This is a genomic window from Reyranella sp. (assembly GCF_004297265.1).
GTDB lineage: Bacteria > Pseudomonadota > Alphaproteobacteria > Reyranellales > Reyranellaceae > Reyranella.
In genome coordinates this window covers 227605-253255 of the sequence record NZ_SCUT01000003.1, presented here as the reverse complement: position 1 = coordinate 253255, position 25651 = coordinate 227605, and the positions used below count along the sequence as shown (strand labels likewise).

Sequence of the window (25651 nt, the reverse complement as noted above, 5' to 3'; positions counted from 1 at the left end):
CCGTGGCCATCGACGCGAGTTGGCGCTGGATCGCGTGGACGATCCTCGGGATCGGCGGGCTGATCACGGCCGGCGGTGTGCTTATGGGCCTTGGCAATCTTCGTCACGCGCTCTACGGCGAGCGGGCTGACGGGATCGTCACCGAGATCGTGCGCGAAGGCGACATGTACGCGCCGGTAGTACGCTTCCGGCTGCCCCAGGGCGAGACCGTGGAGGTGAAGGAGCTTGGTTCGGGTGCGCCGGATTTCGCAGCAGGGGACACCGTCACCGTTATTTATCTGCCCGAAAACCCGCAGGACTTCCGGCTCGATACTTTCGAGCGACTTTGGCTGGTCCCGATCATTGTCACGGGCTTCGGCGGTTTCTGGCTGATGTTCGGAGCGGTCTCCTGGGCGTTGTCGCGCAACGCCGACCTCGCGCTGGTGGGCGAGCGCGTCTTCTCCGTGATTTCGCTGTCGGCGCTGCTGATCAGCGTCTTCGTGCTGTGGAGCGCCGTCGACCTCTATGCGAGCGGTGGCCGGGCCCTTGGCACGGTCGCGGAGATCCGCGAGAGCCGCTCGATCGTCACCGAGGAGGTGACGACGCCGGCCGGCCGCGAGGTGTGCCGCGACGTCGAGCGCATCTCCTTCGCGCCGATCGTGCGTTTCACCACGCCGGAGGGCCGCGAGATCGAGTTTCATGGACGCGGCGGCAGCGGCACCTCGTTTGCGGCCGGCGAGGCGGTGAACGTCGTCTATGACCGCGGCCAGCCCGGCCGTGCCCGTATCGTGTCGTTCGTCGATCTGTGGCTGCCGGCGGCCGTGGCCTTCGCGGTGGCGCTGGTCTTCGGCGCCGCCGTGCGTCTTTCGCGCTGGAGCCGGCGCCGCGCTACAGGTTAGCGCGTCCAATCCAGGTAGCCAGCAGAGCCGAAAGCTCGTGCGGCTTTTCAAGCGGGGCCATGTGGCCGCAGTCTTCGAGGACGCTGAAGCCGGGGTTCGGCAGCGCCTGCGCCATCCGTTCGGTTTCGGCAAAGGTGCGCAGCCGGTCCTGGCGGCAGGCCACGACCAGGGACGGGCAGGTGATGCGTTCGAGGTCTGCGTATCCGTCGCGCCGCACCAGCGCCGCCTGGCGCTTGCGGACCTCGGGCCCCAGCCGCCGCTGCATGCCGCGCAGCCGGTCGAGCAGGACGGGATCGGTATCGCGATCGGGATGCAGTCCCATCGCGTTGGAGACCGCACCGGCGGCACGCGGCGGCCGGTCGCCCGGGCGATATCCCGACTGGCGGCGCGCCCGTTCCTCGTCGGAATAGCCGCGCGCGGAGGAGGCGACGAAGGCCACGCCGGAGACGCGCTCCGGCGCCATCAAGGTGAGCACGCGCGCCACGAACCCGCCCATCGAAAAGCCGATCAGGACGAAGCGTTCAGGCGCTTCGACGAGCACGCGTCGCGCCATTCCCTCAAGGGTATCGTCCTCGTAGACGTTGCCGAAGTGAAGTGCGCCCAGGGGGCCGAGATCCGGGACCATGTCGGTCCAAAGATCGGCGTCACACATAAAGCCGGGGAGGAGGACGAGGGAACGCATTGCTGGTGTATTCAAGTTCGGAGCGCCTTCACTTTCGACACCTCACGCGACCAGCAAAGCCGCCCACGCTGCCGCCAGCATCAGGAGCTGGCCGGGAACGACATAGAGCGCGAATCGTGTGCCGCCGGTAGTGAAGGCGAACACGATCTTGGTCACGGTGTTGGTCGAGAAGGCAGCGAGGATCGGGGTCACCGCGGCGGACGGTGCCAGCCGTCCGTCCGCGACCAGCGAGGCAACCGAGATGGCGGGTGCGTGCGTGTCGGCAAAGCCTGCAGCGCCGGCCGCGAGGATGACGCCGGCCTCCCCCATCCAGTCCTGCAAGGCCGCGGCGAGAAGAAGGACGCTTGCCAGGATGATGGCGAAAATCAGTGCCGTGCGCAGGCTGAAGGCGCTGCCCTGCGTCTCTTCGACCTTGCCGCTGTCCGTCTGTAGCGCCCACAGGGTGAAGGCACCGCCATAGACGATCGCGGCGGCGCCCGAGAAAAGCAGCGGCATCAGGAGGGCCCGGAAGGCCGCGAGGTCGGTGACGGCGATCAGGATGCCGAGCTGCACGACCGTGGCGACGGACGACATCATTGCGCCGGCGGCCGCCGGTTTCGCGAGATGCGGATCGCGGGCCGAGCGCGCGCCCATGGCGCCGATCGTGGCCGAACTCGAGATGAAGCCCGAGGCAAGGCCCGCCAGCGGCAGGCCGAAGCGCGGCCCCACGACCCTTACGGCGACATATCCCAGAGCGCCCACGCCCATCACCAGGATCACCACCAGCCAGATCGTGCGCAGGTTCAGCGCGCCGTAGGGCCCGATCGGATGGTCGGGCAGCAGCGGTAGCACGACCAGCGTGGCGCCGGCAAAGATCAGCAGGTCGTGGATCTCCTCGTCGGTGAGTACCGAGCGGACGAAGCGATGCAAGGCGACGCGGGCATTGAGCAACAAGGCGACCACCACACCGACACCCGCGGCGAAGGCGGGTTCGCGAATGGCGAGCCCGCCCAGCAGCGTCGTCGACACGAGGGCCGTCTCGGTCGTGAGGCCAGGATCGTTGTCGCGCGCACGCCAGTAGGACAGGCCGGCGAAGGCCACCATGCCCAGCACGACGGCGGCCAACAGCAGATCGCCCCCGGCCGCGGCACCGGTCGCGCCGGCCAGCGAAGCGAGGGTGAAGGTGCGGAGGCCTGCAGCACCGCGGCCTGGCCCTTCGCCCTTCTTGCGCTCGCGGTCGATGCCGACCAGCAGGCCGACGCCGAGGGCCACGACGAAGCCGAGAAGGAGGGAATGGAGATCGAACATGAGGCGTGGACTGTAGCACCGGTTCCCGGCGTCAGCGCACTCTCAGCGAACCGTGCCGCTCACGCGCACCAGCAGGATGGTGGCGATCAGGGCCACCGTGGCGACGACGAAAGTGACGGCGAGCACACCTTCGGCGCCGTAGCTGGCCATCACCGCCGCCAGGACCGGCGGGGCGGCGGCCGAGACGATGCCTTGCGGCAGCGCGAGGCGGCCGAGATAAGTGCCGAACTGGGCGCGACCGAAGAGGGCAAGCGGCAAGGTCGCGCGCAGTACGGCCTTCATCCCGTTGGCGATGCCGTAGGCCATTATGCAGACCAGTGCGACGGCAAAGTTGCCGCCGGCCAGCAACGCCAGGCCCAGGCCGAACGGAAGCACTGCGCTGGAAAACAGCGTCGAGCTGGTAATCGTGTAGCGGTGGCCGAATGCCAGCTCGAATACCCGCACCGCAACCTGCGCCGGCCCGATCAGCGTGGCCAGCAGGAGCGCCGTCGCGGGATCGTGGCCGAGGCCGCGCAGCACGCCGATCGCGTGCACGATGAAACCGGTGAAGATGAAGGCGCCGCAGGCAAAAGAGATCGACAGCAGCAGGAAGATTCGTTCGGTGTGTGCCGACGGCGGTACCTGTGCCGGCGCGCCCGCCGGTGCATGCGTGCCGACCATGGGCCGACCCGGCAGCATCAGCAGATGGACCGGTGCGCAGATCGTGAGGTGGATCGCAGCGTAGATCAGCACCACGCCGCGCCAGCCGAAGAGGAGTTCGAGCGCCTCGGAAACCGGCCAGAAGACGGTCGACGCAAAGCCACCGATAATGGCCAGCACGGCGATCGCCTGCCGCGCCCGGGTCCCGGCGATCTGGGCGAGCGCGATGCTCGACGGCGTGTTGAGCGCGAGGGTCGAAGCGACGCCCATGGCGGCCCAGCAGAGCAAGTAGGTGATCATTCCCTGCGAGAGGGTGAGGGCGGCAAGCGACAGCGCGTAGAGGACGGACCCCACGGCCATGACGGCGCGCGCGCCGGTGCGATCGAGCAAGCGGCCGACCCGGGGCGAGAAGATCGCACCTACGCCGAACATCACGGTGATGCCGCCATAGACGACCTCGCTTGGCAGGCCGAGGTCGTGCTGGATATGCCGGCCCAGCACCGACGGCATCAGGAAGGTCGTGCCCCAGCCCACGATCTGGGTGAGGCCAAGCCCGGCAGTGGCCTGGGCCGCTTGGCTGACCTTCACGCTGCTCGGGTCTGTTGTTCGGGATAGAGCGAAAGAAGTCCGGCCTCGCTGGCGGCGCATACGCCGCGCTCGGTGATCAGCGCCGTCACCAAGCGCGCGGGCGTCACGTCGAAGGCGGGATTGGCGCCAGCGCTGCCCTCGGGAAGGATCGCCACCGTAGCGAGTTCGCCGGTCTCGGTGCGGCCCGTCATGTGCGACAGCTCACGTGCGCTGCGTTCCTCGATCGGGATGTCGCGCACGCCGTCGACGATCGTCCAGTCGATGGTCGGGTAGGGCAGACCGACATAGAAAGGCACGCCGTTGTCGTGCGCGGCCAGCGCCTTGAGGTAGGTGCCGATCTTGTTGCAGACGTCGCCGCCGCGCGTCGTGCGATCGGTGCCGGTGATGACGAAGTCGACCTGGTCGTGCTGCATCAGGTGGCCGCCGGCATTGTCGGCGATGACCGTGTGCGGCACGCCGTGCTTGCCCAGCTCCCATGCGGTCAGGCTGGCGCCCTGGTTCCGCGGTCGCGTCTCGTCGACCCAGACATGGATGGGAATGCCGGCATTGTGCGCCTGGTAGATCGGCGCCAGCGCCGTTCCCCAGTCGACGGTGGCGAGCCAGCCCGCGTTGCAGTGGGTGAGGGCGTTGATGCGCCCGCTTTTGTCGCGCGGCTTGAGCTTGCGGATGAGGCCGAGCCCGTTCTCGCCAATGCGGCGGCAGATCTCTGCATCCTCGTCGCAGATCTCGGCGGCGCGCCGGTAGGCGGCTTCGCGGCGCCGGGCGGCCGGCAGCGGCGCCAGCAGCGCGCGCAGGTCATCGAGCGCCCAGCGCAGGTTCACCGCGGTCGGCCGCGACTCCAGCAGCACCGTGTAAGCGCGGGCCAACATGGCATCGGACGGGTCGGTGGCCATGGCGAGTGCCATGCCGTAGGCCGCGGCGGCGCCGATCAGCGGTGCGCCGCGAACGATCATGGTGCGGATCGCCACCTCGGCATCCTCCATTGTACGGAAATCCCGCACGACGAAGCGATGGGGCAGAAGGGTCTGGTCGATCGCCTGGACGGTCGTGCCGTCGGCGGCGAGCCAGATGGTTCGGTAAGGGGTGCCGTCTACTTTCACCCCGTCATTTTAGACGGCGCGCGCCACCGCGTCGATTATCGCCGCCGAATCGAGCCCATAGGTTCGATAGAGATCGGGGATGTCGCCCGACTGGCCGAACTTCTCGATGCCGAGCGGCACGACCCGCTGGCCGCGCACCGATCCCAGCCAGGAGAGCGCCAGCGGATGGCCGTCCATCACCGTCACAATGCGCGCATCGCGCGACAAGGGGGCGAGCAGCCGCTCGACCGGGCTCGGTGAACGGTCGACCAAGCCCGCCGTGCGGCCGCGGTTCCGCTGCGCGGCCAGCCAATCGGTATGGAGTCGGTCGGGCGAGGTCAGTACGAGCAGGCCGGCACCGCTGAAGTCGCGCGCGACGCTTTCGTGTGCAGCGACCGCTTCGGGCGTCACCGCCCCCATGGCCACGATGGCCACGTCCGCGCCCTGCTCGGGCGGGGCGTACCAATAGCCGCCCGACACGATGTCGGCCTGCTGCTGCGGTGTCAGCGTGCGCTCGGGCTGGGCCAGGCTGCGCGTCGACAGGCGCAGATAGATCGAGCCGCCCTCGGGCTGCTGCATGTATTCGAAGCCGTGGCGCATCAGCACCGCCAGCTCATCGACGTAAGCGGGCTCATAAGAGACGAGGCCGGGCTGGCCGATGCCGATCAGCGGCGTGTGGATGCTCTGGTGGGCGCCGCCTTCCGGTGCGAGTGTCACGCCCGAGGGCGTCGCCACCAGCATGAAGCGCGAATCCTGGTAGCAGGCATAATTCAGCGCATCGAGGCCGCGCGCGATGAACGGGTCGTAGAGCGTGCCGATCGGCAGCAGGCGCGCGCCGAACAGCTGATGGCTGAGGCCGAGCGCGGCGAGCTGGATGAACAGGTTGTTCTCGGCGATGCCCAGCTCGACATGCTGGCCCTTCGGTGTCTGCCGCCAGAGTTGCGCCGACACGACCTTCAGCTCGCGGAACACGTCCTCGGCCTCGGTGTGGCCGAACAGGCCGCGCCGGTTCACCCAGGCGCCGAGATTGGTCGAGACCGTCACATCGGGAGAGGTCGTGACGATGTGGCGGGCGAGTTCACCATCCTCCGACGCGATGGCGTTCAGGATCTTGCCGAACCCTTCCTGCGTGCTCGACTTCCTGTCGCTCGGCCTGGTGAGCTGCGCGGGGATCGCGACAAGCGGCGCGTCGGTGCGGCGGCGGCCCTCGGCGTTGAACGGCGCGGCATCCAGGAAGGCCTGCAGCTCGGCCGGCTGCGCGGTGAGGCCCGCGAACTTGTCCCACTCCTGGCCGTCTTCGATCCCCATGCCCTTCTTGAAGCCCGCCATCTGGTCGAGCGTCATCAGGCCGGAATGGTTGTCCTTGTGGCCGGCGAAGGGCAGGCCCTGGCCCTTGATCGTGTAGGCGATGAAGCAGGTCGGCGTGTCGTCGTTCACGCCCTCGAACGCATCGACCACGGCCTGCATGTCATTGCCGGCCAGGTTGGTCATCAGCCTGTGCAGCGCCGCGTCGTCATGCTGCTCGAGGATGCGCCGCACGCCGGGATACTGGTTGAGGTCGCGGGTCAGCGCCTCGCGCCAGCCGGCGCCGCCCTTGAACACCAGCGCCGAGTAGAGCGAGTTGGGGCAGGCGTCGATCCAGTCGCGCAGATGCGCGCCGTCGGGCTGGGTAAACGCCGTCTCCAGCAGCTTGCCGTATTTCAGGGTGACGACCCTCCAGCCGACCAGCTCGAACATCTCCGCGACCCGGCCGAACAGCCGGTCGTTCACCACGCCGTCGAGGCTCTGGCGATTGTAGTCGATCACCCACCAGAGGTTCCGGACGTCGTGCTTCCAGCCTTCGAGCAGCGCCTCGAAGATGTTGCCCTCGTCGAGTTCGGCGTCGCCGACCAGCGCCACCATGCGGCCCGTGGGCCGCTTGCCGTCGCCCAGGTTCTTCAGGCGCACATAGTCCTGCACGATCGACGAGAACAGCGTCATGGCGACGCCGAGGCCGACCGAGCCGGTCGAGAAGTCGACGTCGTCGACGTCCTTGGTGCGCGACGGATAGGACTGGGCGCCGCCCAGCGCGCGGAAGCGTTCGAGCTTCTCGCGGGTCTGATGCCCGAACAGGTACTGGATGGCGTGGAACACCGGCGAGGCGTGCGGCTTCACCGCGACGCGATCCTCCGGCCGCAGCACCGAGAAATAGAGCGCCGACATGACCGTTGCCAGGGAGGCGCAGGAGGCCTGGTGGCCGCCGACCTTGAGCCCGTCGCGGTTGGGACGGAGGTGGTTGGCGTGATGGATCGTCCAGGCGCTGAGCCACAGCACCTTGCGTTCCAGTTCACGGAGGAGGCGGAGACGCTGGATGGGGGCGAGGGTGGTCATGGACACCGGCATACGCCTGCTCCGCTGGTAGGTCCTTGCGTTCGGGTCGCCAAACAGGCTGTATGGGGCATGATTTCCCCAGATTGTGGCGATTTGAGCAATGATCTCCCTGGACGCGATCGACCGGCGCATTCTTGAACGGCTGCAGCACGATGGCCGCCTCAGCAACGCCGACCTGGCTGAGCAGGTCGGGCTGTCTTCCTCGCCGTGCTGGCGGCGGGTCAAGGCGCTGGAGGAGGCGGGCGTCATCAAGGGCTATGCCGCCCAGGTCGACGCCAAGTCGGTCGGGCTGTCGGTCAACGTATTCGTCAGCGTCTCGCTCACAACCCAGACCGAGAAGGCGCTGAAGGATTTCGAGCGTGCCGCGGCGGAACGGCCCGAGGTGATGGAATGCTACCTGATGACCGGCGACAGCGATTACCTGCTGCGGGTCGTGGTGCCCGACCTCGAAGCCTATGAGCGCTTCGTGATGGACTTCACGAAGATTCAGGGCATCGCGCAGATCAGGAGTTCGTTTGCGCTGCGCCCGGTGAAGCAGGGGGCGGCGTTGCCGCTGGCGGTATCGGGGCGTTAGGTCGCGATCATCTATCTTGTCATCCTGAGCGAAGCGAAGGATCTCACGCTAGCCACGGAGTTCATTGGTCGTTCGGCTAGGTCCTTCGCTGCGCTCAGGACGACAGGGTGGCGTTGCTACTCCAACTCAATCACTCCGCTCATCATCGGCTTGCAGCGGCCACCGATGTAGGTCGCGACCACCGTGCCACCTTTCTTTTCAGCGCTGGCCTGCAGAACGCTGGGGCGGCCCATGTCGAAACCCTGGCCGATCGTCTTCGCCAAAGTGATGTCGGACTCGGGCCGGTGATGCGCCAGCACGCCAATGAGTGCCACGTTGGCGGCACCTGTCGCGGGGTCCTCGGGGATGCCGTGCTCGGGGGCGAACATGCGGGTGTGGACGTCGATCTCGCCATCGCGCTCCTGCCGATAGAGATGGATGCCGACGATGCGGTCGCGCGGCAGCTCGCGGGCGAAGACCTCGGGGCGGGGTGCGGCCCGGCGCAGGGCCTCGCGCGACTTCAGTTCGACGAACAGCAACGGCGCGCCGCAGGAGGCGACGCGCGGCGGGTGGATGTCGAGCTTGAGATCGTCAGCCGTCAGCGAGCAGGCAGCCGCCACGAGAGCCGGATCGATCTCCTCGCCGAAGCTGAGCGGCACCGGGGCGGCGAGGCGGGTCGCCACGACCGCGCGGCCCTCGCGCACGATGTCCATGGCCACCAGTCCGGCCTTCTCCTCGAAGACCAGCCGGTCGCCGCTCACCGGCCGGCCGTAGCTGGTGCCGGCGCGGGCCAGCACGAAGGCCGTACCGACATTGGGATGGCCGGCGAAAGGCATCTCGGCCTTGGGCGTGAAGATGCGGACTTCCGCAGTATGGGCCGGGTCCTTCGGCGGCAGCACGAAGGTCGTCTCGGCCAGGTTGAACTCGGCCGCGATGGCCTGCATCCGTTCGCTCGACAGGCCCTGTGCATCGGTGATGACGGCCAGCGGGTTGCCCCCGAACTGGCGGTCGGTGAAGACGTCGACGGTGACGAAGTGGAGTTTCATGATTCCAAATCTCGCATGGCACGCTAATCTTCCCGCATGACCAAAGCTCAGGCCGCTCCCAAAATCTCCTACGATCACGGCGTCTCGGACAAGAAGCTGATCGGCGAGACGATCGGCGTCTTCTTCGACCGCACTGTCGAAACCCATCGCGAGCGCGAGGCGCTGGTGGTCCGCCACCAGAACGTGCGCTGGAGCTGGGGCGAACTCGGCCGGCGAGTCGACGATCTCGCCGCCGGCCTCCTGACGCTCGGGTTGGAGCGCGGCGACCGGGTCGGCATCTGGTCGCCCAACAATTCGGAATGGACTCTGGCGCAGTTCGCAACTGCGAAGGCCGGCCTCGTGCTGGTGAACGTCAACCCGGCCTACCGGCGCGCCGAGCTCGAATACGCGATGAACAAGGTCGAATGCAAAGCGCTGATCCTGGCGCCGGCGCTCAAGACCTCGAACTATCTCGAGATCGTCGACGATCTCGTGAAGGCGAAGAAGCTGCCGCACCTGAAACACGTCGTACGCCTCGGGGCGGACAAGACGCCGGGCATGCTGAACTTCGACGACGTTGCGACTGCTGGCGGCAATGCCGAGAAGATGCGCATTGCCGAGCTGGCGCCAAAGCTGCAGTTCGACGACGCGATCAACATCCAGTTCACGTCGGGCACCACGGGCTTCCCCAAGGGCGCGACGCTCAGCCACCACAATATCCTGAACAACGGCTACTTCGTGGGCGAAGGGCTCAAGCTCACGCCGCAGGACCGGCTCTGCATTCCGGTGCCGCTCTATCACTGCTTCGGCATGGTGATGGGCAATCTGGGTTGCCTGACGCATGGATCGACCATGATCTATCCGTCCGAAGCCTTCGATCCGCTGGCGACCCTGCAGGCCGTTGCTGAAGAGCGCTGCACGGCGCTCTATGGCGTGCCCACCATGTTCATCGCCCAGCTCGATCATCCCGACTTCGCCAAGTTCGACCTCAGGAGCCTGCGGACCGGCATCATGGCGGGTTCGCCCTGTCCCATCGAGGTGATGAAGAAGGTGCAGAGCCACATGCACATGGGCGAGGTCACCATCGCCTACGGCATGACCGAGACTTCGCCGGTGTCGACCCAGTGCGCCACCGACGATCCGGTCGAGCGCCGCGTCTCGACCGTCGGCCAGGTACTGCCGCACATCGAGATCAAGATCGTCGACACCGAGGGCAGGGCGGTGCCGCGCGGCGAGACCGGCGAGTTCTGCACGCGCGGCTATTCGGTGATGAAGGGCTACTGGAACGACGAGGCCAAGACAAAGGAGGCCGTCGACGAGGCTGGCTGGATGCGCACCGGCGACCTGGCGACCATGGACGAGCAGGGCTACGTCAACATCGTCGGCCGCCTCAAGGACATGATCATCCGCGGCGGCGAGAACGTCTATCCGCGGGAGATCGAGGAGTTCCTCTACCGCCATCCGAAGGTACAGGACGTGCAGGTGATCGGCGTGCCTGATCCGCGCTACGGCGAGGCGGTCTGCGCCTGGATCAAGCTGCATGCCGGCCAGACCGCGACCGACGATGAGATCCGCACCTTCTGCCAGGGACAGATCGCCCACTACAAGATCCCACGCTACATCGAGTTCGTGCCCGAGTTCCCGATGACCATCACCGGCAAGATCCAGAAGTTCGTGATGCGCGAGCAGACGATCGAGAAGCTCGGACTGAAGGCGCAGAAGACGGCCTAACGCAGGCGGCCCGCGAATTCATCTTCTGTGAGTCGGGGCGGGCGCAATTGTGACTCTTTGAAGGAGCGTGCAACGCCCCCGTCGGTTCCGCCGTTGTAGGCCGGTCCGACACCAACCGGGGCGTATTGCTCGTGAAGTCTGTCGCCGTTGCGTCCATCGATGCGTACGCCCATTCCCAAAACAGATATCGAGCCCTCGGCCAGACCCCGCAGGTGCGCATCGCCCAGCCGGCGGCGCATTTTCCCGCCTTCGATCATCTGCGCGTCTTTGTGATCGCCCTGGTCGTGCTGCAGCACGTGGCGCTGGGTTACATGGCGGGGGCTCAGGCCGTATCGGCCGGTTCCTACACCAACGGCAGCGCGCCGGTCGTCGACATGGCGCAATGGTCCGGCTTCAATGCCGTTGTCACCTGGACCAACGGCTTCTTCATGCCGCTGATGTTCTTGCTGTCGGGCTTGTTCGTGCGCTCCTCGCTGGCACGCAAGGGGCTGCGACAGTATCTCGTCGATCGCGCGTTACGATTGGGCGCGCCGCTGCTCGTCGGCATCGTAACGATCGTTCCGCTTTCATATTACGCCGCCTACCTGCTGGGTGGCGGCGGTGACAGTTTCGCGACATTCTGGGCGCGCATGGTCACGCTCGGCCCTTGGCCGAGCGGGCCGCTCTGGTTCGTCGGCGCGCTGCTCGTGTTCGACGCTGCGCTGGCCCTGCTGCTGGCGCAGGATCGCATCTGGCAATTCGCACGGCGCTTCGGTCATGCCTTGGACAGCAGGCCGGCCGGCGCCTGGCTGATGCTGTTCATCGTGGCCAGTGCGGCAGCCTACCTGCCGTTCCATCTCGCCTTCGGCAAGTCGCATTGGCTGACGGCCGGTCCCTTCGGCATCCAGTCGAGCCGCATCGGCCTCTATTTCCTGTCGTTTGCCGCGGGTGCGTTCGTCGGCGCGGATCGGTTGGCGCGGGCGTTCGAGCGGCAGTGGATCCGGTGGCCGCTGCTGGCTATCGTCGCGACAGTGGCCTTCTTCGCGCTCGACGGTCTGCCGGTCCCGTCGTGGGTCGACGGCGTGATGCTGGTTCTGTTCTCGACCATTACGGCGCTTGGCCTTCTGGCGCTTGCCGTTCGCTTCTCCGGCCAATCGGGGTCGATCGGCAACAGCCTCTGCGCCAATGCCTACGGCATCTATCTCATGCACTGGCCGATCGTGCTCTGGCTCCAATTGCTCCTGCTGGGGACGCCGCTCGCCCCGCTGGCCAAAGGCGCCCTCGTGATGACCCTGGGCTTCAGCCTGAGCTGGCTCGCCTCGAGTCTGTTCCGCCGCCTGCCCGGTGTCTCGCGCGCCGTATAGCGAGGCCGGATTTCTGGTTGCGAACAACTCGCAATTAGGTTAACAAAGCTCGTCTTCGAAGGAAGATCGTAAGCGTCTCACGTGAAGCAACGCAGTCAATGATCGCGAGCCTCGTTTGCTCTGGCCGCGACCCTGCGTGAGACATCCATCTTGTTTTCATATCTCGGATTGCGCCGCCTGCCGGCGCGCTATGCTGCAATCTTTCTTCCGCTCGTCCTGTCGCTCATCATGACCTTCGTCGTGTCGGGCATCTCGACCGCGCGGAGTGCCGGGCTGTCGCCCGGCTTCATCGCGATCTGGATGAGCGCCTGGGGCCTGTCCTGGCTGGTTGCGTTTCCCGTCCTTCTCGCCGTCATGCCCATCGTGCGGCGCATCGTCGGCCTGATCGTGGAGACACGGCCGGGCTGACGATCGGCTCCCTCAAGGCCGGTGCGCCTCCAGGAACATCCTGATGTGGCGCACCGCCAGCGGGACGCGCTCCGGCGTGTCCTTCCACGGATAGAGCGTGACCTGCGAGTTCGGCGCCAGCATCGCCACTTCCATCGCGACCTTGTAGGGATGCGGCGGGCTGTCGTCGGGGGCGACCAGGATCGGCGTCTTGCAGGCCTTCACGAACTCGCGTGGCACGGTGAACACGAAGTCGGCCTTCTTCGTGTACATGTTGGTGAGGAACTGGCTCACCTGGTCCATCGTGTACTCCGGCCGCCTGGCGACGAAGTCGGGACCCCAGCCCTTCATGTTGTTGTCGTAGAACTGGTTCGGCAGCTCCGGCCGGAAGCCCGAGGGCTGCGTCAGCACGGCGGCGATCACGCGGTCGCCGACCCGCTTGATCAGGTTCCAGATCAGCGGCTGGCCGATGCAGTAGCCCAGCACCATGAAGCGGTCGGCGCCGAGATGGTCCATCAGGCCGACATGGTCGTCGGTGAAAGCGTCCCAGGTGCGCTCGATGTCGAGCGGGCCGGTCGACTGGCCGCCATTGGCGTTCCGCAGGTCCGCGCAGACGCAGCGGAACCTGTCGCTGAATTCCTTCATCGCGCTGAACGGATGCGTTTTGTCGAGGCCGGCGATCGTCGAGTTGAGGCCGCCGCCCGGAATGATCAGCAGGGGCAGGCCCGCGCCCGCCTCTTCGTAGTGAATGCGAACGTCGCCTTTTTCGTAGAACGGCATGGATGTCTTCTCCCTGCCGCGAGCGTGCCACGCGCCGCGTCAGGGCGCAAAGATGAGACAGGTGGTCGTGCCGTGCGCCAGCAGACGGCCATTCCCGTCGGTAATGCGTCCTTCCGCGGTGCCGACGCGGCGACCGGCATTGAGCACGAGACCTTCGGCGCGGATCAGGCCGGTCTGCGGCGTGATCGGCCGCAGCAGCGAGATCTTGAACTCGACCGTCGTCTGGGCAAACCCCTTCGCCAAGGTCGTCTGGACCGCGAGGCCCATGCAGCTGTCGAGCAGCGTCGCCGCGAGCCCGCCATGCACCGTGCCCGACGGATTGAGATGCCGGTCGGTCGGCACGATCGAGACGACGACCCTGCCGTTCGCCGCCTCGATCACATCGTAGCCCAGCGTCTCGGCGATTGTATTGAGCGGCAGCGTCCCGTCGGCCAGGCCTTGCACGAATTCGAGTCCTGTCATTCCGGCCCGCGCCTCGGGGCTCACAGTTCCGTAGGTCTTGGGTGTGGTCTGTCCTGGCATCGACGGGTTCCCTGAGTGCTTTACCGCCTCCATGCTTACCGCTGAAAGCCGTCCTGGGTCTGGCCGGTTTCGGACCCGATCAGCATCGTGTTGTGCGCAATCTTCGGTAGAGTCATCGAAGGGTTTCCTGCTAATATGGAGCAGGTGGGGAGAGTTCGGCAGAATGACAGATTTGAGGCGGCGTCATGCCTTGATGGGGCTCGGCATGGCGCTTACGGGCTGTACGCCCGATCAGAAGGTCGTCACGCAATCCAACGCCGCCTACGTTTCAGGACAGAAGCTGACGCGGGTCCTGATTGTTACAAGGTTCTCCCGCCCCACGCTCACGGCGGGACAGAATGCGTCCCTCCTCAGTGCGACCGAACTGAAGCAGAGCTTCGACGCGAAATGGCCGCCGCTCGGGATCGCAGTCGAGGTCATTGATATAGATGGCGCCGCAGCCAACGGAAAACCGCTAATAGCGGCGGCAGACGCCCGTTTCCAGAGCCGTCAGGGGATGCTCCTGACCAGCGGCGTCATCAAGTTCCGCGGTCAATATGTCGACGACTACGAAATCGATGCGACTTTGTACGACAGGGGCACGCGGGACAGAGCCATTTGGCGTGCCAAGACCGACATGGTGGATTTCTGGAGGGCCAGCGGGATGGAGTCGAGGCGTCTGGCCGCGGCGGATCGTTATGTCGATGACCTGACGGCGAAGCTGAAAAAGGACGGGTTGATCTGATGTGGCGTCGATCACTGCTGTCGAGGCGGCGGGTCCTTTTGGCACCGAAGCTGGTTGCTGGCAGCCTGATTCTGTCCGCTTGCGACAAGCCCCCCACCTTTGCCCACGAACCGCTCAATTCCGGCTCGGCACCGGTGAGGATGCAGCGGCTGCTCCTCTGGCTGCCGCCAAATGACGACTTCATCGACGGAAAGTACATCACCGCGGAGTTCGTCAGACTACTAACGCCCTTTGGTATCGTCGTGGAAGCCGGACGCGCCAGCAGCGTGGAACTTTATCGCGGCACTGAGCAGAGCGAGATCGTCCAGCGGTTCAATCCCACCTACACGCTGGAGATAGACGTTGCCCGAGGTTCCAGCGGGAATTCGCCATCGCTGCTCGTGCGCGCCGCGCTCTACCGGGGCGGTGGCTCAAAACCCCTCGAAAAGTTTCATCATCACGCACAGTCGAAGGACCCGCGACGCTTCGTGCAGCAGATCGTCGAGAGCCTGAAGGCCGGCGGCTACCTCTAACCCAGAAGCCGCTTCACCACGTCGAGCTGGATGTGGGCGGCGTCAACCATCTCGGCAATCGGCACGCTCTCGTTGGCGGCGTGGCCTTGCGCACCGGAGCCGGGGCCGAAATTGATGATCTCGATATCGTCGTCGGCATAGTAGCGGCCGTCGCTGACGCCGGTGGCGTTGAGGAACTTCACCTTGCGGCCGCTGTACGCCTTGACCGCGGCTTCGAAGGCGCCGACGGCCGCGCCGTTCTCGGGCGCGAAGAAGCCGTTGGTGCCGGTCAGGAATTCGACACCGTACGTCGTCTTCGGCTCGCCGACGCTGTCGACCACCTTCTTCAGTTCCTTGAACGCATCCTTCACCTTCTCGTTGGGCAGCAGGCGGCGGTCGATCTCGACGGTGCAGGCCGACGGCACGACGTTGGTGTTGTGGCCGCCATGGAACATGCCGATGTTCACCGTCGACTTCTTTGCGCCTGAGACGCGATCCGCCAAGGCCTTGTCGTAGTAGGAGCTGAGCGCCCCCACGAGGCGCATCATGCGCAGGATGGCATTGTCGCCGGCGGCCGGGTTGCCGGCATGGGCGGCGCGGCCCTTGGTGGTGAGGCGCGCCCACATGACGCCGCGCTCGGCCACGATCAGGTTGTTCTCGGTCTGCGCCCCCAGAATCAACGCGTCAGGTCGCACCTTGCCGCTCTTGCGCAGATACTCCATGCCCTCGGGCCCGAGATTCTCCTCGTCGGCCACGAAGGTGAAGATCAGCTCGCCCGATGCCGGGCCGCCGCGGCGCGCGATCTCCTCGGCGATCCAGATCTGCACCGCCATGCTGCCCTTGCAGTTGCCCGCACCCAGCCCGTAGACGAGGCCGCCCTTGACCAGCGCCTTGTAGGGATCGCTCTTCCAGTTCGCGCGCTCGCCGACGCCCACCGTATCGACATGGGCGTTGAAGGCGATGACCGGGCCCTTCGCCTTGCCCTTCATGCGCGCCACGACATTGTCGACGCCCTTCTTGTGGGTGGCGATCTCGACCTTGTAGCCCGCCTTTTTCAGGCGCTTCGCCGTATAGGCGCAGATCTCGACCGAGGTGCCGGGCGGGTAGGGGCTCGGCAAGGCGATCAGGTCGGACAGGATCGCTACGAGTTCGGATTGCATCTTCTTCGACATCAACGGTTCCTCAGCGGTTGGCCAGTTCGACCAGCACCTCGACCAGGACGCGGGCGCCGGCGGCGAGGTCCTGGGGCGTGGCGTTCTCGATTTCGTTGTGGCTGATCCCGCGTTCGCAGGGAACGAAGATCATGCCGGTGGGGCAGAGGCGGGCGATGTGCATGGCGTCGTGGCCGGCGCCCGAGGGCATGTCCATATTGGAGAGCTTCAGCGCATTGGTCTTGGCCCGCACCAGGTCGACCACCATCGGATCGAAATTGGTCGGCGGCACCGCCGTCACGCGCTCGATACCCGAAGTGCAGGGCGCTGCCTTCGAAGCGACGATCTCCTTCAGCTTCCTCTCGTGCGCTTCCAGCACCGCATCGTCGGGATGGCGCATGTCGATGGTGAAGACCGTCCGGCCAGGCACCGTATTGGGCGAGCCCGGCGCCACATCGACCCTGCCGATGGTGAAGCGCAGCATGTCGTCAGCATCGGTCGTCGCCTCGTACATCGTCTGGGCGATGCGAAGGGCGGCGGCAAATGCATCCTTGCGGGCGGCGCGCGGCGTCGTGCCGGCATGCGCCTCCTCGCCCTCGATGGTGACGATGTAGCGGCGGCTGCCCTGGATCGCGGTGACGACGCCGATGGTCTTTTGCTCGTTCTCCAGCCGCGGGCCCTGCTCGATATGGGCCTCGACATAACCGTCGAGTGGGAAGCCGGGCTTGCCGCCCAGCATCGGCGCCGGTGCCGCCTTCAAGGTCTCGGCCAGTGCATCCTTGAGCGCGACGCCTTTCCAGTCCTTGACCTCGAACATCTCCTCAAGCGCGTTGTGGCCGGCAAACACCGCCGAGCCCATGGCGCCGGGCTGGAAGCGTGAGCCTTCCTCGTTGGTCCAGGCGACGGCGACCACGGGACGGCGTGTCTGCACGCCGGCATCTTCCAGCGCTTCCAGCGCCTCGAAGGCCGCCAGCACACCGTACATACCGTCGAAACGGCCGCCGGTCGGCTGGCTGTCCATGTGCGAGCCGCTCATCACCGGCAGGGCTTGGGGATCGGAGCCCTCGCGGCGCACGAAAAGGTTGCCGATGGCGTCGGTCGAGACGGCGAAACCGCGCGCCCGGGCCCAGGCGCCGAGCAGGTTGCGCGCCGCCGCATCCTCGGCGGAGAGCGCCTGCCGGTTGACGCCGCCCTTGGGCGTGCCGCCCAGTTTCGCCATGTCGGCGTGCCGCCGCCACAGCCGCTCTTCCCGGATCGCTTCGGCCGCGCCCATCTCGCCTCCACAAGCTTGTCGCGCGAGCTATAGCCGCGTCATAGTCGGGCTTCAATCGCTCGCGTTTCCGAGGAACTCATGCACAACCATCTCGACCGCAACCTGATCGGCTACGGCCCCAACCCGCCGCATGCGCAGTGGCCGGGCGATGCCCGCATCGCGGTGAGCTTCGTGCTGAACTACGAGGAGGGCGGCGAGAATACGATCCTGAACGGCGATCCGGCCTCCGAGGTCTTCCTCACCGAGACGCCGGGCGGCACGCCGATCGAGGGGGGCCGCGATCTCTCGACCGAGTCGATGTACGAGTACGGCAGCCGCGCCGGCTTCTGGCGCATCCTGCGGCTCTTCCAGGAACGCAACATGCGCTTCACCTCGTGGGCGGTCGGCCGCGCGCTGGAACTCAACCCCGCGGCCGGCAAGGCAATGGCCGAGGCCGGCCACGAGGTGGCGAGCCACGGCTGGCGCTGGATCAACTACAAGGACTTCACGCTCGAGCAGGAGCTCGACCATATGAGGAAGGCAGTGAAGGCGATCGAGCAAACCGCGGGCAAAGCCCCGGTCGGCTGGTACACCGGCCGCTTCGGCCTGCACACGCTCGAAGCCGTCATCAATCATGGCGGCTTCCTCTATTCGAGCGACTCCTATTCCGACGACTTGCCCTACTGGGTGAAGGTCGGCGGCGAGCCCCACCTGATCATCCCTTACACGCTCGAAGTGAACGACATGAAGTTCGGCGTGCCCCCGGGATTCACCGCGGGCGACGGTTGGCTGCAGGCGATGAAGGATAGTTTCGACGTGCTCTACGCCGAGGGGGCGCGCGCCCCGAAGATGATGTCGATCGGCCTGCATTGCCGCCTCGCCGGACGCCCCAGCCGCGCCGCGACCCTGGCGCGCTTCCTCGACTACGTGGCGTCGAAGCCCAGGGTCTGGGTGGCGACTCGCGAGGAGATCGCGCGGCACTGGATCAAGACTCATCCGGGCGTTGCAGCCTGAAAGCTGCCCGCACCGTTACAATTGGTACACGAATGCGGTTGCGGCGCTGCCGTGCCGCAGAGATCGGCGTGCCCGGCGTCCTTGGGCGCGAGGAGGGATTTAAGCCAGCGTAACCGGCATTTCATCGAGGTCGTTCATGGCACGATTGCGCTCGCGGCACCGCAACCTAGGCTCCTGTGGCGCCGGCTGGCCGGGGTTTACCCTGGGGATAAAATCGTGTGATCAATGGCGTGCCGTGAACATTCTTCGAACCGCCATCCCGCCGCTCCTGCTCGTCGCGCTCTGCGTCGGGCCGGGATGCGCCAAGAAGCCGACCGAGACCGCCGCGGTGCCGCAAGGTCCGACGGAGCATGAGCAGTTCGTCCAGGCGCGTAAGGACGAGGTCGTGCAGTCGCTCGCGGTCTGCGAAAGCGGCAGCTGGGGGCCGCACTCGACCCGCATCAGCGGCGGGCGCGGTTCCTATCACGGTCGATTCCAATACACGGCGCGCACCTACATCACCCTGCAGCAGCGGCGCGATGGTACGGTGCTCACGCCAAAAGAAGCCATCGAGGCGGCGCAGGACTACGAGAAGGCTGCGGCGCTGACGTCCTGGGTGATGTTCGACCAGGGCGAGACTTGGCACTGGCCGCTCTGCAACCGCAAGCTCGGCCTCGCCGCCAAGGTCCGGGAAATCAACGCACTTTAGTCGGGGCCTCTGTTCGGAGCGCGCCACTCCAGTGGCGCTCGGAAAGCATGAGCGCCACTGGAGTGGCGCGCTCCAATGAAGACTTTGCCCCCTAGCTGAGTTCGTCGCAGAATTCCTCGATGCGCGTGCAGCCTTCGCGAAGGCTCGCCATGTCGGTGGCGTAGGAAATCCGGAAGTAGGGGCTCATGCCGTAGGCCGCACCCTGCACCGTGGCGACGTGCTTCTCTTCCAGCAGCGCGGTGACGAAGTCGGTGTCGTTGGAAATCCTGCGGCCGCCCTTCGAGGTCTTGCCGATGCAGCCCGCGATGTTGGGGAACACATAGAAGGCACCCTCGGGCATGTGGCAGGTGACGCCCTTCGCGGCGCGCAGCATCGCCACGACCTCGTCGCGGCGCTTCTGGTAGTCGGCGGCCCGCTCCTTCAGCAGTTCCTGTGGTCCATTCAGCGCGGCAACGGCGGCGGCCTGGCTGATCGTCGAGATGCCCGAGCCGATCTGGCCCTGCATGTTGGTCATGGCCGCGATCATCGCGCGTGGACCCCCGGCGAAGCCGACCCGCCAGCCGGTCATGGCATAGGCCTTGGACGCGCCGTTGACGGTGAGCGTGCGGTCCTTCAGCGCCGGCTCGACCTGGGCCACGGTGCAGAACGTCGCGTCGCCATAGACCAGGTGCTCGTAGACGTCGTCGGCCATGACCAGAACATGCTTGTGCTTCAGCAGCACGTCGCAGATCTGGCGCATCTCGGCCGGCGAGCAGACGGCACCAGTTGGATTATTCGGGAAGTTCAGCACGACCCACCGCGTCTTCGGCGTGATAGCGGCGTCGAGATCGGCGGCGCGCAGCTTGAACTGGTTGTTCTCCGGGCAGGACACCGGCACGGGCTTCGCGCCGGCGATCACCGCCTGGTCGGCATAGGAGATCCATCCAGGCGCCGGGATGATGACCTCGTCGCCCGGGTTCACGCTGGCCATCAGCGCGTCGTACATGATCTGCTTGCTGCCGTTGGAGACCATGATCTCGTCCAGCGCATAGTCGAGCCCGTTGTCGCGCTTGAACTTACGCTGGATCGCCTCCTTCAGCGGCCTGATGCCGTCCTGCGGCGGATACTTGGTCTCGCCGGCCAGCGCCGCCTGGTGCGCGGCTTCGATCGCATGAGCCGGGGTGGGGAAATCGGGTTCGCCCGAGGACAGGCCGACGATCTTCACGCCCTGGGCCCGCAGGTCGCGCACCTTGCGGGTCATCGCGGCCGAGGCCGACACCTTCACGTTCTTCAGACGATCGGCAACCTCGAACATTTTTCCCCGTACTTTCAGCGTTTCCTGCGGATGGTGAGCGCGATGCCGCCCAGGATCGCCGCCGACGCAATAAGCAGCCTGGCGGTGATGGGCTCGGCGAGTAGCACTGCGCCCCCCAGCGCGGCAATGGCGGGGACGCAAAGCTGGATTGTCGCCGCGGAGGTAGCGGAAAGTGCCGGGAGGGCGGCGTACCAAAGCACATAGCCCAGGCCCGAGGTCACGGCGCCCGATGCAACGGCGTACGTGAGGCCCGTCGGGTCGGGACTGGCCTGGCTCGCTGCAGCCAGGCTGAGGACGGCGGCAAAGGGCACGGCGCGGATGAAATTGCCGCCGGTGGCCGCGGTGGCATCGCCGGCACCGCGCCCCAGCAGAGAATAGATGCCCCAGGCGAGCCCGGCGGCCAGCATGAGCCCCGCCGCCAATGGAGGCGGCGCCGACAGGCCGGGCAACAGCAGCCAGACGAGCCCCGCGACCGCCACCAGCACGCCGACGAGCCGCAACCCGACCACGCGCTCACCCTTGAACAGACCATAGGCGGTCATGGTGAGCTGCACGGCGCCGAACAGCAGCAGCGCTCCCGTCGCGGCGGTGAGATCGCGATAGGCGAAGGAGAAGCAGACCGCGTAGGCAAAGAGCATGGCGGCCATCGGCCAGCTTCCCGCCGCCAGCGGCTGCTTCCCGCGGGAGCGCAGCAGGACCCAGAGCACCAGTGCGCCGGAGGCGAGGCGGATCGAGGTGAAGCTGGCGGCGTCGATCGAGGTATCGCGCAGCGCCACACGGCAGAGCAGCGAGTTGCCGGCGAAGGCCAGCATCGCGAAGACGATCAGGAGGGCGGTGCGCGCCGCTCCGCCCTCCCGGCTCATGTCAGTTGGCAAGGCCGTAGAGCTTCATCGCATTGTCGCGCACGATCTTGCGCTTCACGTCGGGCGAGACGCCGGTCAGTTCCCGGGCCAGGAACTCCTGGCTGTCCGGCCAGATGCCGTCGGGATGCGGATAGTCCGAACCCCACATGACATTGTCCTCGCCGAGATGGCGCAGCAGCTCGATGCCCACCGGATCGGTCTGGTAGGTGGCATAGAATTGCCGGTGCCAATACTCGGAGGGCTTCATCTTGAGGTCGAGGTCCTGGAACTGGTCCTCCCATTCGAGATCCATGTGCTGCAGCACATAGGGGATCCAGCCGAGCCCGGCCTCGCCGATCACGATCTTGAGGTTCGGATAGCGCGCCGGGGCGCCGGAATAGATCAGGCCCATCAGCATGGTGCTCATGTGCATCTGGAAGCCGGTGATGTGCACGGCGAAGATGCGGCGCTGGATTTCGGGCGTGAACTTGGTGACGTCGGGCGAGCGGCCGCCGATCGTGTGGAAGTGCAGCGGGATGCCGGTCTCATGGCCGAACTTCCACAGCGGCTCCCAGAACGGATCCCAGAGCGGCGTCATGTCGGGGCGGTTGGCGATGTCGAGACCCTTCACGCCGCGCTTGGCGCAGCGCATCGCCTCGGCGACCGACTCTTCCATGTCGTAGTTCGGGATGTTGGCCAGGCCGACCAGCCGGTCGGGCGCCTGTTTACAGAAATCGTGGAGCCAGTCGTTGTAGATGCGCAGCATCACGATCGCAGCTTCAGGGTCGTTCAGCCGGCCGCTCGATCCCAGCACGCCGTACAGCACCTCGGCCTGCACGCCGTCGCGGTCCTGGTCCTTGAGGCGATGGTCGACCTCGGTCAGACGGCGGATGCCCTTCTTGCCGTCGCTGTAGAGGCCGGTCGAGGCCATGCGATCGGAGCGATGGATGATGCCCGGCACATATTCGCGGCCGGCCGACCCCATGCCGTTCACCAGACCGAACTTCGCGCCGTTGGCGCTCGTCCATTCCGGTCCCCTGGGTCCGTCGACGACATGCGGCATGCGCGTTTTCATCGATGCAGGCGCGTTGCTGGTGAAGAGATCCGGCGGCAGCCAGATCAGGTCGATATGCCCATCCGCGGAAATCACGTCGTATTTCATCGTTGGTTCCTCCCGGGCGCCCATTCCTCTGGACTCGTCCTTCTTCTAGAGTGCGCCGCCTGCATGTCCGTCGCAATGGGATGACAATGACCGAGACCGAGTGGCTTACCGAGTTTGCGTCCGCGTTGAAGCGATCCGATATCGATACTGCGACGGCGATGTTCGACGAAGAATGCTACTGGCGCGACCTCGTCGCGTTCACGTGGAATATCGTGACGCTGGAGAGCCGCTCTGCGATTGCTGAAATGCTCCGGGCCCGGCTTGCCGACGTGAAGCCCGACTCGTTCAAGCTCTCGGGCCGGCCCGGCTGGTTCACTTTCGAGACGGCGCAGGGCCGCGGCACGGGCCATGTCCGCCTGAAGGACGGCAAGGCCTGGACCTTCTTCACCGCGCTGATGGAACTGAAGGGCTTCGAGGAGAGGAAGGGGCCGACGCGCGAGCACGGCACGCAGCACGGCGCCTTAAAGGACCGCGTGACCTGGACCGACCGTCGTCGCGCTGATGCGAGGGAACTGGGCTACGAGCGCCAGCCCTATGTGCTGGTGATCGGCGGCGGGCAGGGCGGCATCGCGCTCGGCGCGCGACTGAAGCGGCTCGGCGTTCCGGCCCTGATCGTCGACCGCAACGCCCGTCCGGGCGATGCCTGGCGCAACCGCTACAAGTCGCTCTGCCTGCACGACCCGGTCTGGTACGACCATCTGCCGTATCTGCCGTTCCCCGACCATTGGCCGATCTACACGCCCAAGGACAAGATGGGCGACTGGCTCGAGTCCTACACGAAGATCATGGAGCTCGATTACTGGCCGTCGACCACGTGCAAGAGCTCGTCGTTCGACGAGAGCAAGGGCGAGTGGACCGTCGTCGTCGAACGTGACGGCAAGGAGGTGACGCTCAAGCCGAAGCAGCTCGTGATCGCGACGGGCATGTCGGGCTTCCCCGAGATTCCGAAGTTCCCGGGGGCCGATCGCTTCAGGGGCAGGCAACATCATTCCAGCCAGCATCCCGGCGGCGAGGGCTGGGCCGGCAAGAAGTGTGTCGTCGTGGGCTCCAACAATTCGGCGCACGACATCGCGGCCGACCTGTGGGAGCACGGTGCCGACGTCACCCTGCTGCAACGCTCGCCGACCCTGGTCGTGCGCGCCGATACGTTGGCGCGCAACCGGCCGCTCTATTCCGAGGAGGCGGTGGCCTCCGGCATCACGACCGAGATCGCCGATCTCACCACGGCATCGATGCCATACGCGGCCCTTCCTAAGGTCATGCAGCCGGTGATGGAGCAGATCCGGCGCGAGGATGCGGACTTCTATGCGCGGCTGGAGAGGGCAGGCTTCAAGCTCACCTTCGGTGAGGACAATACCGGCATCGGCCCGATGTATCTCCGCCGCGGCTCCGGCTACTACATCGACGTCGGTGCGTCCGAGCTGATCGCCGACGGCCGCATCAAGCTCAAGTCCGGTGTCGAGATCGAGCGTCTGACCGAGGATTCGGTCGTGCTGAACGATGGCACCGAGCTGAAGGCCGATCTCGTCGTCTATGCCACGGGATACGGCTCGATGAACCAGTGGGCCGCCGAGCTGATCTCGCCCGAGGTCGCCGACAAGGTCGGCAAGTGCTGGGGCCTGGGCTCCGGCACCGCCAAGGATCCCGGCCCCTGGGAGGGCGAGCTGCGCAACATGTGGAAGCCGACGGCGCAGGAGAACCTGTGGTTCCACGGCGGCAACCTCATGCAGTCCCGGCTCTACTCGATCTTCCTGTCGCTGCAGCTCAAGGCGCGGCAGGAGGGTCTGCCGACGCCGGTCTACGGCCGGGCGCCGGTGCATCACAAAGCGTGATCGAGGGCGGGGACGCCGGGCGGATTGGCGACGTAGACTGAAGAGTATGCATCGCTCGACCCGCCGCCTCGTCCTCTCGCTCGGCCTCCTGCTGGCCGCCGCGGGCTGCTCGTTCAACATGGGCGAGCCCAACCTGCCGAAGACCGACTTCCGCGCGGACCTGAGCGGTGCGCGCGAGGTGCCGGCCACCGACAGCAAGGGTGAGGGCTATTTCACGGCCACCTACCGGCCGTCGACCAAGGTGCTGGAATACAGGATCAACCTGGTGCGCCTGAGCGGTCCGGTGCGCCAGGTCGGCCTCTACGGCCCTGCAGCGCCTGGCCAGAACGCGGTGCAGACCGTTCCCATCGACGTACCCTTCTACGCCGACCGTTCGACCGTGAGCGATGGCGTGACGCTGACCGAGCAACAGGCCCGGGAAGTCCTGGCCGGCCTCTGGTACGTCAACGTGATGACGGAGAAATATCCCGACGGCGAGATCCGCGGCCAACTCCTGCCGCTGAAATAGTCAGTCGAACTTCAGTTTCCAGTCGATCCATTCGCACAAGCCGCGCCCCATCACGTCCTCGAGGTCGCGTCCCTTCAGCCACGGGAGTTCCTCGGTGAAGAAGGTCACGCACTGGCGGTAGGTGCATTGCATGCGGGTGATGTCGGTGCCCCAGAAGAAGCGCTTGGGGCCGAAGGCGTCGAAGATGCGGTGCAGCCCGTCATGGATGTTCCTGAACGGATAGCCCTTGGTCGAATAGTGCGGCGCGCCGGTAGCCTTGACCGCGACATTGGGAAGTTTCGCCATCGCCACCAGCTTGTCGAGATGGATGAAGGCTTCCTCGTCCTGGCCGTGACGGTTCAGGCCGCAATGATCGACGATCATCCTGAGGTTGGGGTGCGCTTCGGCGATCGCGCGGAACTTGTCCGGGAAGATGCCGCCCATGGTCGCGACGGGAATGCCTTCCTTCTCCGCCGCTGGCCAGACCCAGTCGAGCAGCCCGTCGTTCAGCCACTTCTGTTCGGCCGGTTGCAGCAGCGCCCAGCGCAGGCCCATCATGCCCGGCTGGTTGCGCCAACCCTTGATGCGCTCGCGGCTCTCGGGCGCTTCCAGTGGGAACTGTCCCATCACCGCGAAGCGGTCGGGATACTTCCGCGCCGCGTCGAGCGCGAGCTGGTTGGAGGTCGGATCCCAGGAGTAGGGCGGGTGGATCAGCGCGGCATCGACGCCGGCTTCGTCCATCTCCTTCAGCGCCTGCTCGGCCGTGAACTTCTCGGCCTTGCGGTGCAGGCCCGAGGGCGGCGTGACGGTCTGCGACCAGATGTGGATCTGCGCATCGACGATCTTCATT

At 66.2% G+C, this 25651-nt stretch carries 25 protein-coding genes; 11 read left to right on the top strand and 14 right to left on the bottom strand.

Annotation, left to right across the window (positions count from 1 at the left end):
* Window positions 1-2 precede the first annotated feature (2 nt).
* Complete coding sequence (locus EPO41_RS01505; RefSeq protein ID WP_296319482.1) at window positions 3-878, top strand: DUF3592 domain-containing protein; 876 nt, start codon at window positions 3-5, stop codon at window positions 876-878.
* Here the strand turns inward: EPO41_RS01505 and EPO41_RS01500 are convergent.
* From EPO41_RS01500 to EPO41_RS01480, 5 genes are read right to left on the bottom strand one after another with little or no spacing between them, the layout of a single operon-like run.
* Window positions 868-1560: an alpha/beta hydrolase gene (locus tag EPO41_RS01500; protein ID WP_363246939.1), complete on the bottom strand. Its 693-nt coding sequence runs from the start codon at window positions 1558-1560 to the stop codon at window positions 868-870. The genes EPO41_RS01505 and EPO41_RS01500 overlap by 11 nt on opposite strands.
* Before the next feature lie 42 nt (window positions 1561-1602).
* The gene (locus EPO41_RS01495; RefSeq protein ID WP_296319479.1) at window positions 1603-2847 is read right to left on the bottom strand and encodes a DUF4010 domain-containing protein; all 1245 of its coding nucleotides are present in this window, start codon (window positions 2845-2847) and stop codon (window positions 1603-1605) included.
* A 42-nt stretch (window positions 2848-2889) separates the two neighbouring features.
* A complete protein-coding gene (locus EPO41_RS01490) occupies window positions 2890-4074 on the bottom strand; it encodes an MFS transporter (protein ID WP_296319477.1) in 1185 nt (394 codons plus the stop codon).
* Entirely contained in the window at window positions 4071-5174 is a 1104-nt protein-coding gene (gene mtnA / locus EPO41_RS01485) for an S-methyl-5-thioribose-1-phosphate isomerase (protein WP_296319475.1), read from the bottom strand. Before mtnA ends, EPO41_RS01490 begins: the two co-directional genes overlap by 4 nt.
* Before the next feature lie 9 nt (window positions 5175-5183).
* On the bottom strand, window positions 5184-7523 hold the full coding sequence (locus EPO41_RS01480; protein WP_296319473.1) for a transketolase: 2340 nt from the start codon (window positions 7521-7523) through the stop codon (window positions 5184-5186).
* A 100-nt stretch (window positions 7524-7623) separates the two neighbouring features.
* Between EPO41_RS01480 and EPO41_RS01475 the strand changes: the two genes are divergently transcribed.
* Window positions 7624-8097: an Lrp/AsnC family transcriptional regulator gene (locus EPO41_RS01475; RefSeq protein ID WP_296319471.1), complete on the top strand. Its 474-nt coding sequence runs from the start codon at window positions 7624-7626 to the stop codon at window positions 8095-8097.
* 116 nt (window positions 8098-8213) lie between these two features.
* Here EPO41_RS01475 and EPO41_RS01470 read toward each other — a convergent pair whose 3' ends face one another.
* Window positions 8214-9122 (bottom strand): PhzF family phenazine biosynthesis protein, encoded by a 909-nt coding sequence (locus tag EPO41_RS01470; protein WP_296319469.1) that lies wholly within the window; start codon window positions 9120-9122, stop codon window positions 8214-8216.
* Window positions 9123-9158: 36 nt separating this feature from the next.
* Here EPO41_RS01470 and EPO41_RS01465 point away from each other — a divergent pair, with 36 nt between their 5' ends.
* From EPO41_RS01465 to EPO41_RS01455, 3 genes are all read left to right on the top strand, one after another.
* Window positions 9159-10832, top strand: coding sequence for an AMP-binding protein (locus EPO41_RS01465; protein ID WP_296319467.1), 1674 nt, complete (start codon window positions 9159-9161; stop codon window positions 10830-10832).
* Window positions 10833-11044: 212 nt separating this feature from the next.
* Window positions 11045-12175 (top strand): acyltransferase, encoded by a 1131-nt coding sequence (locus EPO41_RS01460; RefSeq protein ID WP_296319464.1) that lies wholly within the window; start codon window positions 11045-11047, stop codon window positions 12173-12175.
* A 150-nt stretch (window positions 12176-12325) separates the two neighbouring features.
* Window positions 12326-12583 carry a DUF2798 domain-containing protein gene (locus EPO41_RS01455; RefSeq protein WP_296319462.1) on the top strand — a complete coding sequence of 86 codons (258 nt, stop codon included), beginning with the start codon at window positions 12326-12328 and terminating at the stop codon, window positions 12581-12583.
* Window positions 12584-12595: 12 nt separating this feature from the next.
* Here the strand turns inward: EPO41_RS01455 and EPO41_RS01450 are convergent, their stop codons facing one another.
* A complete protein-coding gene (locus EPO41_RS01450; RefSeq protein ID WP_296319460.1) occupies window positions 12596-13342 on the bottom strand; it encodes an alpha/beta hydrolase in 747 nt (248 codons plus the stop codon).
* 39 nt (window positions 13343-13381) lie between these two features.
* The gene (locus tag EPO41_RS01445) at window positions 13382-13864 is read right to left on the bottom strand and encodes a PaaI family thioesterase (RefSeq protein WP_296319458.1); all 483 of its coding nucleotides are present in this window, start codon (window positions 13862-13864) and stop codon (window positions 13382-13384) included.
* Window positions 13865-14027: 163 nt separating this feature from the next.
* Between EPO41_RS01445 and EPO41_RS01440 the strand changes: the two genes are divergently transcribed.
* Both EPO41_RS01440 and EPO41_RS01435 read left to right on the top strand, forming a co-directional pair.
* Complete coding sequence (locus EPO41_RS01440) at window positions 14028-14588, top strand: hypothetical protein (protein WP_296319456.1); 561 nt, start codon at window positions 14028-14030, stop codon at window positions 14586-14588.
* Between the two features lie 38 nt (window positions 14589-14626).
* Window positions 14627-15100 (top strand): hypothetical protein, encoded by a 474-nt coding sequence (locus EPO41_RS01435; RefSeq protein WP_296319454.1) that lies wholly within the window; start codon window positions 14627-14629, stop codon window positions 15098-15100.
* Here the strand turns inward: EPO41_RS01435 and EPO41_RS01430 are convergent.
* Together EPO41_RS01430 and EPO41_RS01425 are read right to left on the bottom strand one after the other, a co-directional pair.
* Window positions 15097-16251: an ArgE/DapE family deacylase gene (locus tag EPO41_RS01430; RefSeq protein WP_296319452.1), complete on the bottom strand. Its 1155-nt coding sequence runs from the start codon at window positions 16249-16251 to the stop codon at window positions 15097-15099. The two genes, EPO41_RS01435 and EPO41_RS01430, sit on opposite strands and share 4 nt — an antisense overlap.
* A gap of 10 nt (window positions 16252-16261) precedes the next feature.
* On the bottom strand, window positions 16262-17503 hold the full coding sequence (locus EPO41_RS01425; RefSeq protein ID WP_296319450.1) for a Zn-dependent hydrolase: 1242 nt from the start codon (window positions 17501-17503) through the stop codon (window positions 16262-16264).
* A gap of 78 nt (window positions 17504-17581) precedes the next feature.
* Between EPO41_RS01425 and puuE the strand changes: the two genes are divergently transcribed.
* Both puuE and EPO41_RS01415 read left to right on the top strand, forming a co-directional pair.
* Window positions 17582-18496 (top strand): allantoinase PuuE, encoded by a 915-nt coding sequence (puuE, locus tag EPO41_RS01420; protein WP_296319448.1) that lies wholly within the window; start codon window positions 17582-17584, stop codon window positions 18494-18496.
* A gap of 235 nt (window positions 18497-18731) precedes the next feature.
* Window positions 18732-19184, top strand: coding sequence for a hypothetical protein (locus EPO41_RS01415; RefSeq protein ID WP_296319446.1), 453 nt, complete (start codon window positions 18732-18734; stop codon window positions 19182-19184).
* Window positions 19185-19275: 91 nt separating this feature from the next.
* Here EPO41_RS01415 and EPO41_RS01410 read toward each other — a convergent pair whose 3' ends face one another.
* The 3 genes from EPO41_RS01410 to EPO41_RS01400 are packed head-to-tail and all read right to left on the bottom strand — an operon-like array spanning window position 19276 to window position 22482.
* Window positions 19276-20478, bottom strand: a complete 1203-nt coding sequence (locus EPO41_RS01410) for a pyridoxal phosphate-dependent aminotransferase (RefSeq protein WP_296319444.1) — start codon at window positions 20476-20478, stop codon at window positions 19276-19278.
* A 14-nt stretch (window positions 20479-20492) separates the two neighbouring features.
* On the bottom strand, window positions 20493-21341 hold the full coding sequence (locus tag EPO41_RS01405) for a DMT family transporter (RefSeq protein ID WP_296319442.1): 849 nt from the start codon (window positions 21339-21341) through the stop codon (window positions 20493-20495).
* Between the two features lies 1 nt (window position 21342).
* The gene (locus EPO41_RS01400) at window positions 21343-22482 is read right to left on the bottom strand and encodes an amidohydrolase family protein (RefSeq protein ID WP_296319440.1); all 1140 of its coding nucleotides are present in this window, start codon (window positions 22480-22482) and stop codon (window positions 21343-21345) included.
* An 86-nt stretch (window positions 22483-22568) separates the two neighbouring features.
* Between EPO41_RS01400 and EPO41_RS01395 the strand changes: the two genes are divergently transcribed.
* Both EPO41_RS01395 and EPO41_RS01390 read left to right on the top strand, forming a co-directional pair.
* Window positions 22569-24314 (top strand): NAD(P)/FAD-dependent oxidoreductase, encoded by a 1746-nt coding sequence (locus EPO41_RS01395; protein WP_296319438.1) that lies wholly within the window; start codon window positions 22569-22571, stop codon window positions 24312-24314.
* Between the two features lie 46 nt (window positions 24315-24360).
* Window positions 24361-24822, top strand: coding sequence for a CHRD domain-containing protein (locus EPO41_RS01390; RefSeq protein ID WP_296319437.1), 462 nt, complete (start codon window positions 24361-24363; stop codon window positions 24820-24822).
* Here EPO41_RS01390 and EPO41_RS01385 read toward each other — a convergent pair whose 3' ends face one another.
* Entirely contained in the window at window positions 24823-25650 is an 828-nt protein-coding gene (locus EPO41_RS01385; RefSeq protein WP_296319434.1) for an amidohydrolase family protein, read from the bottom strand.
* Window position 25651 lies beyond the last annotated feature (1 nt).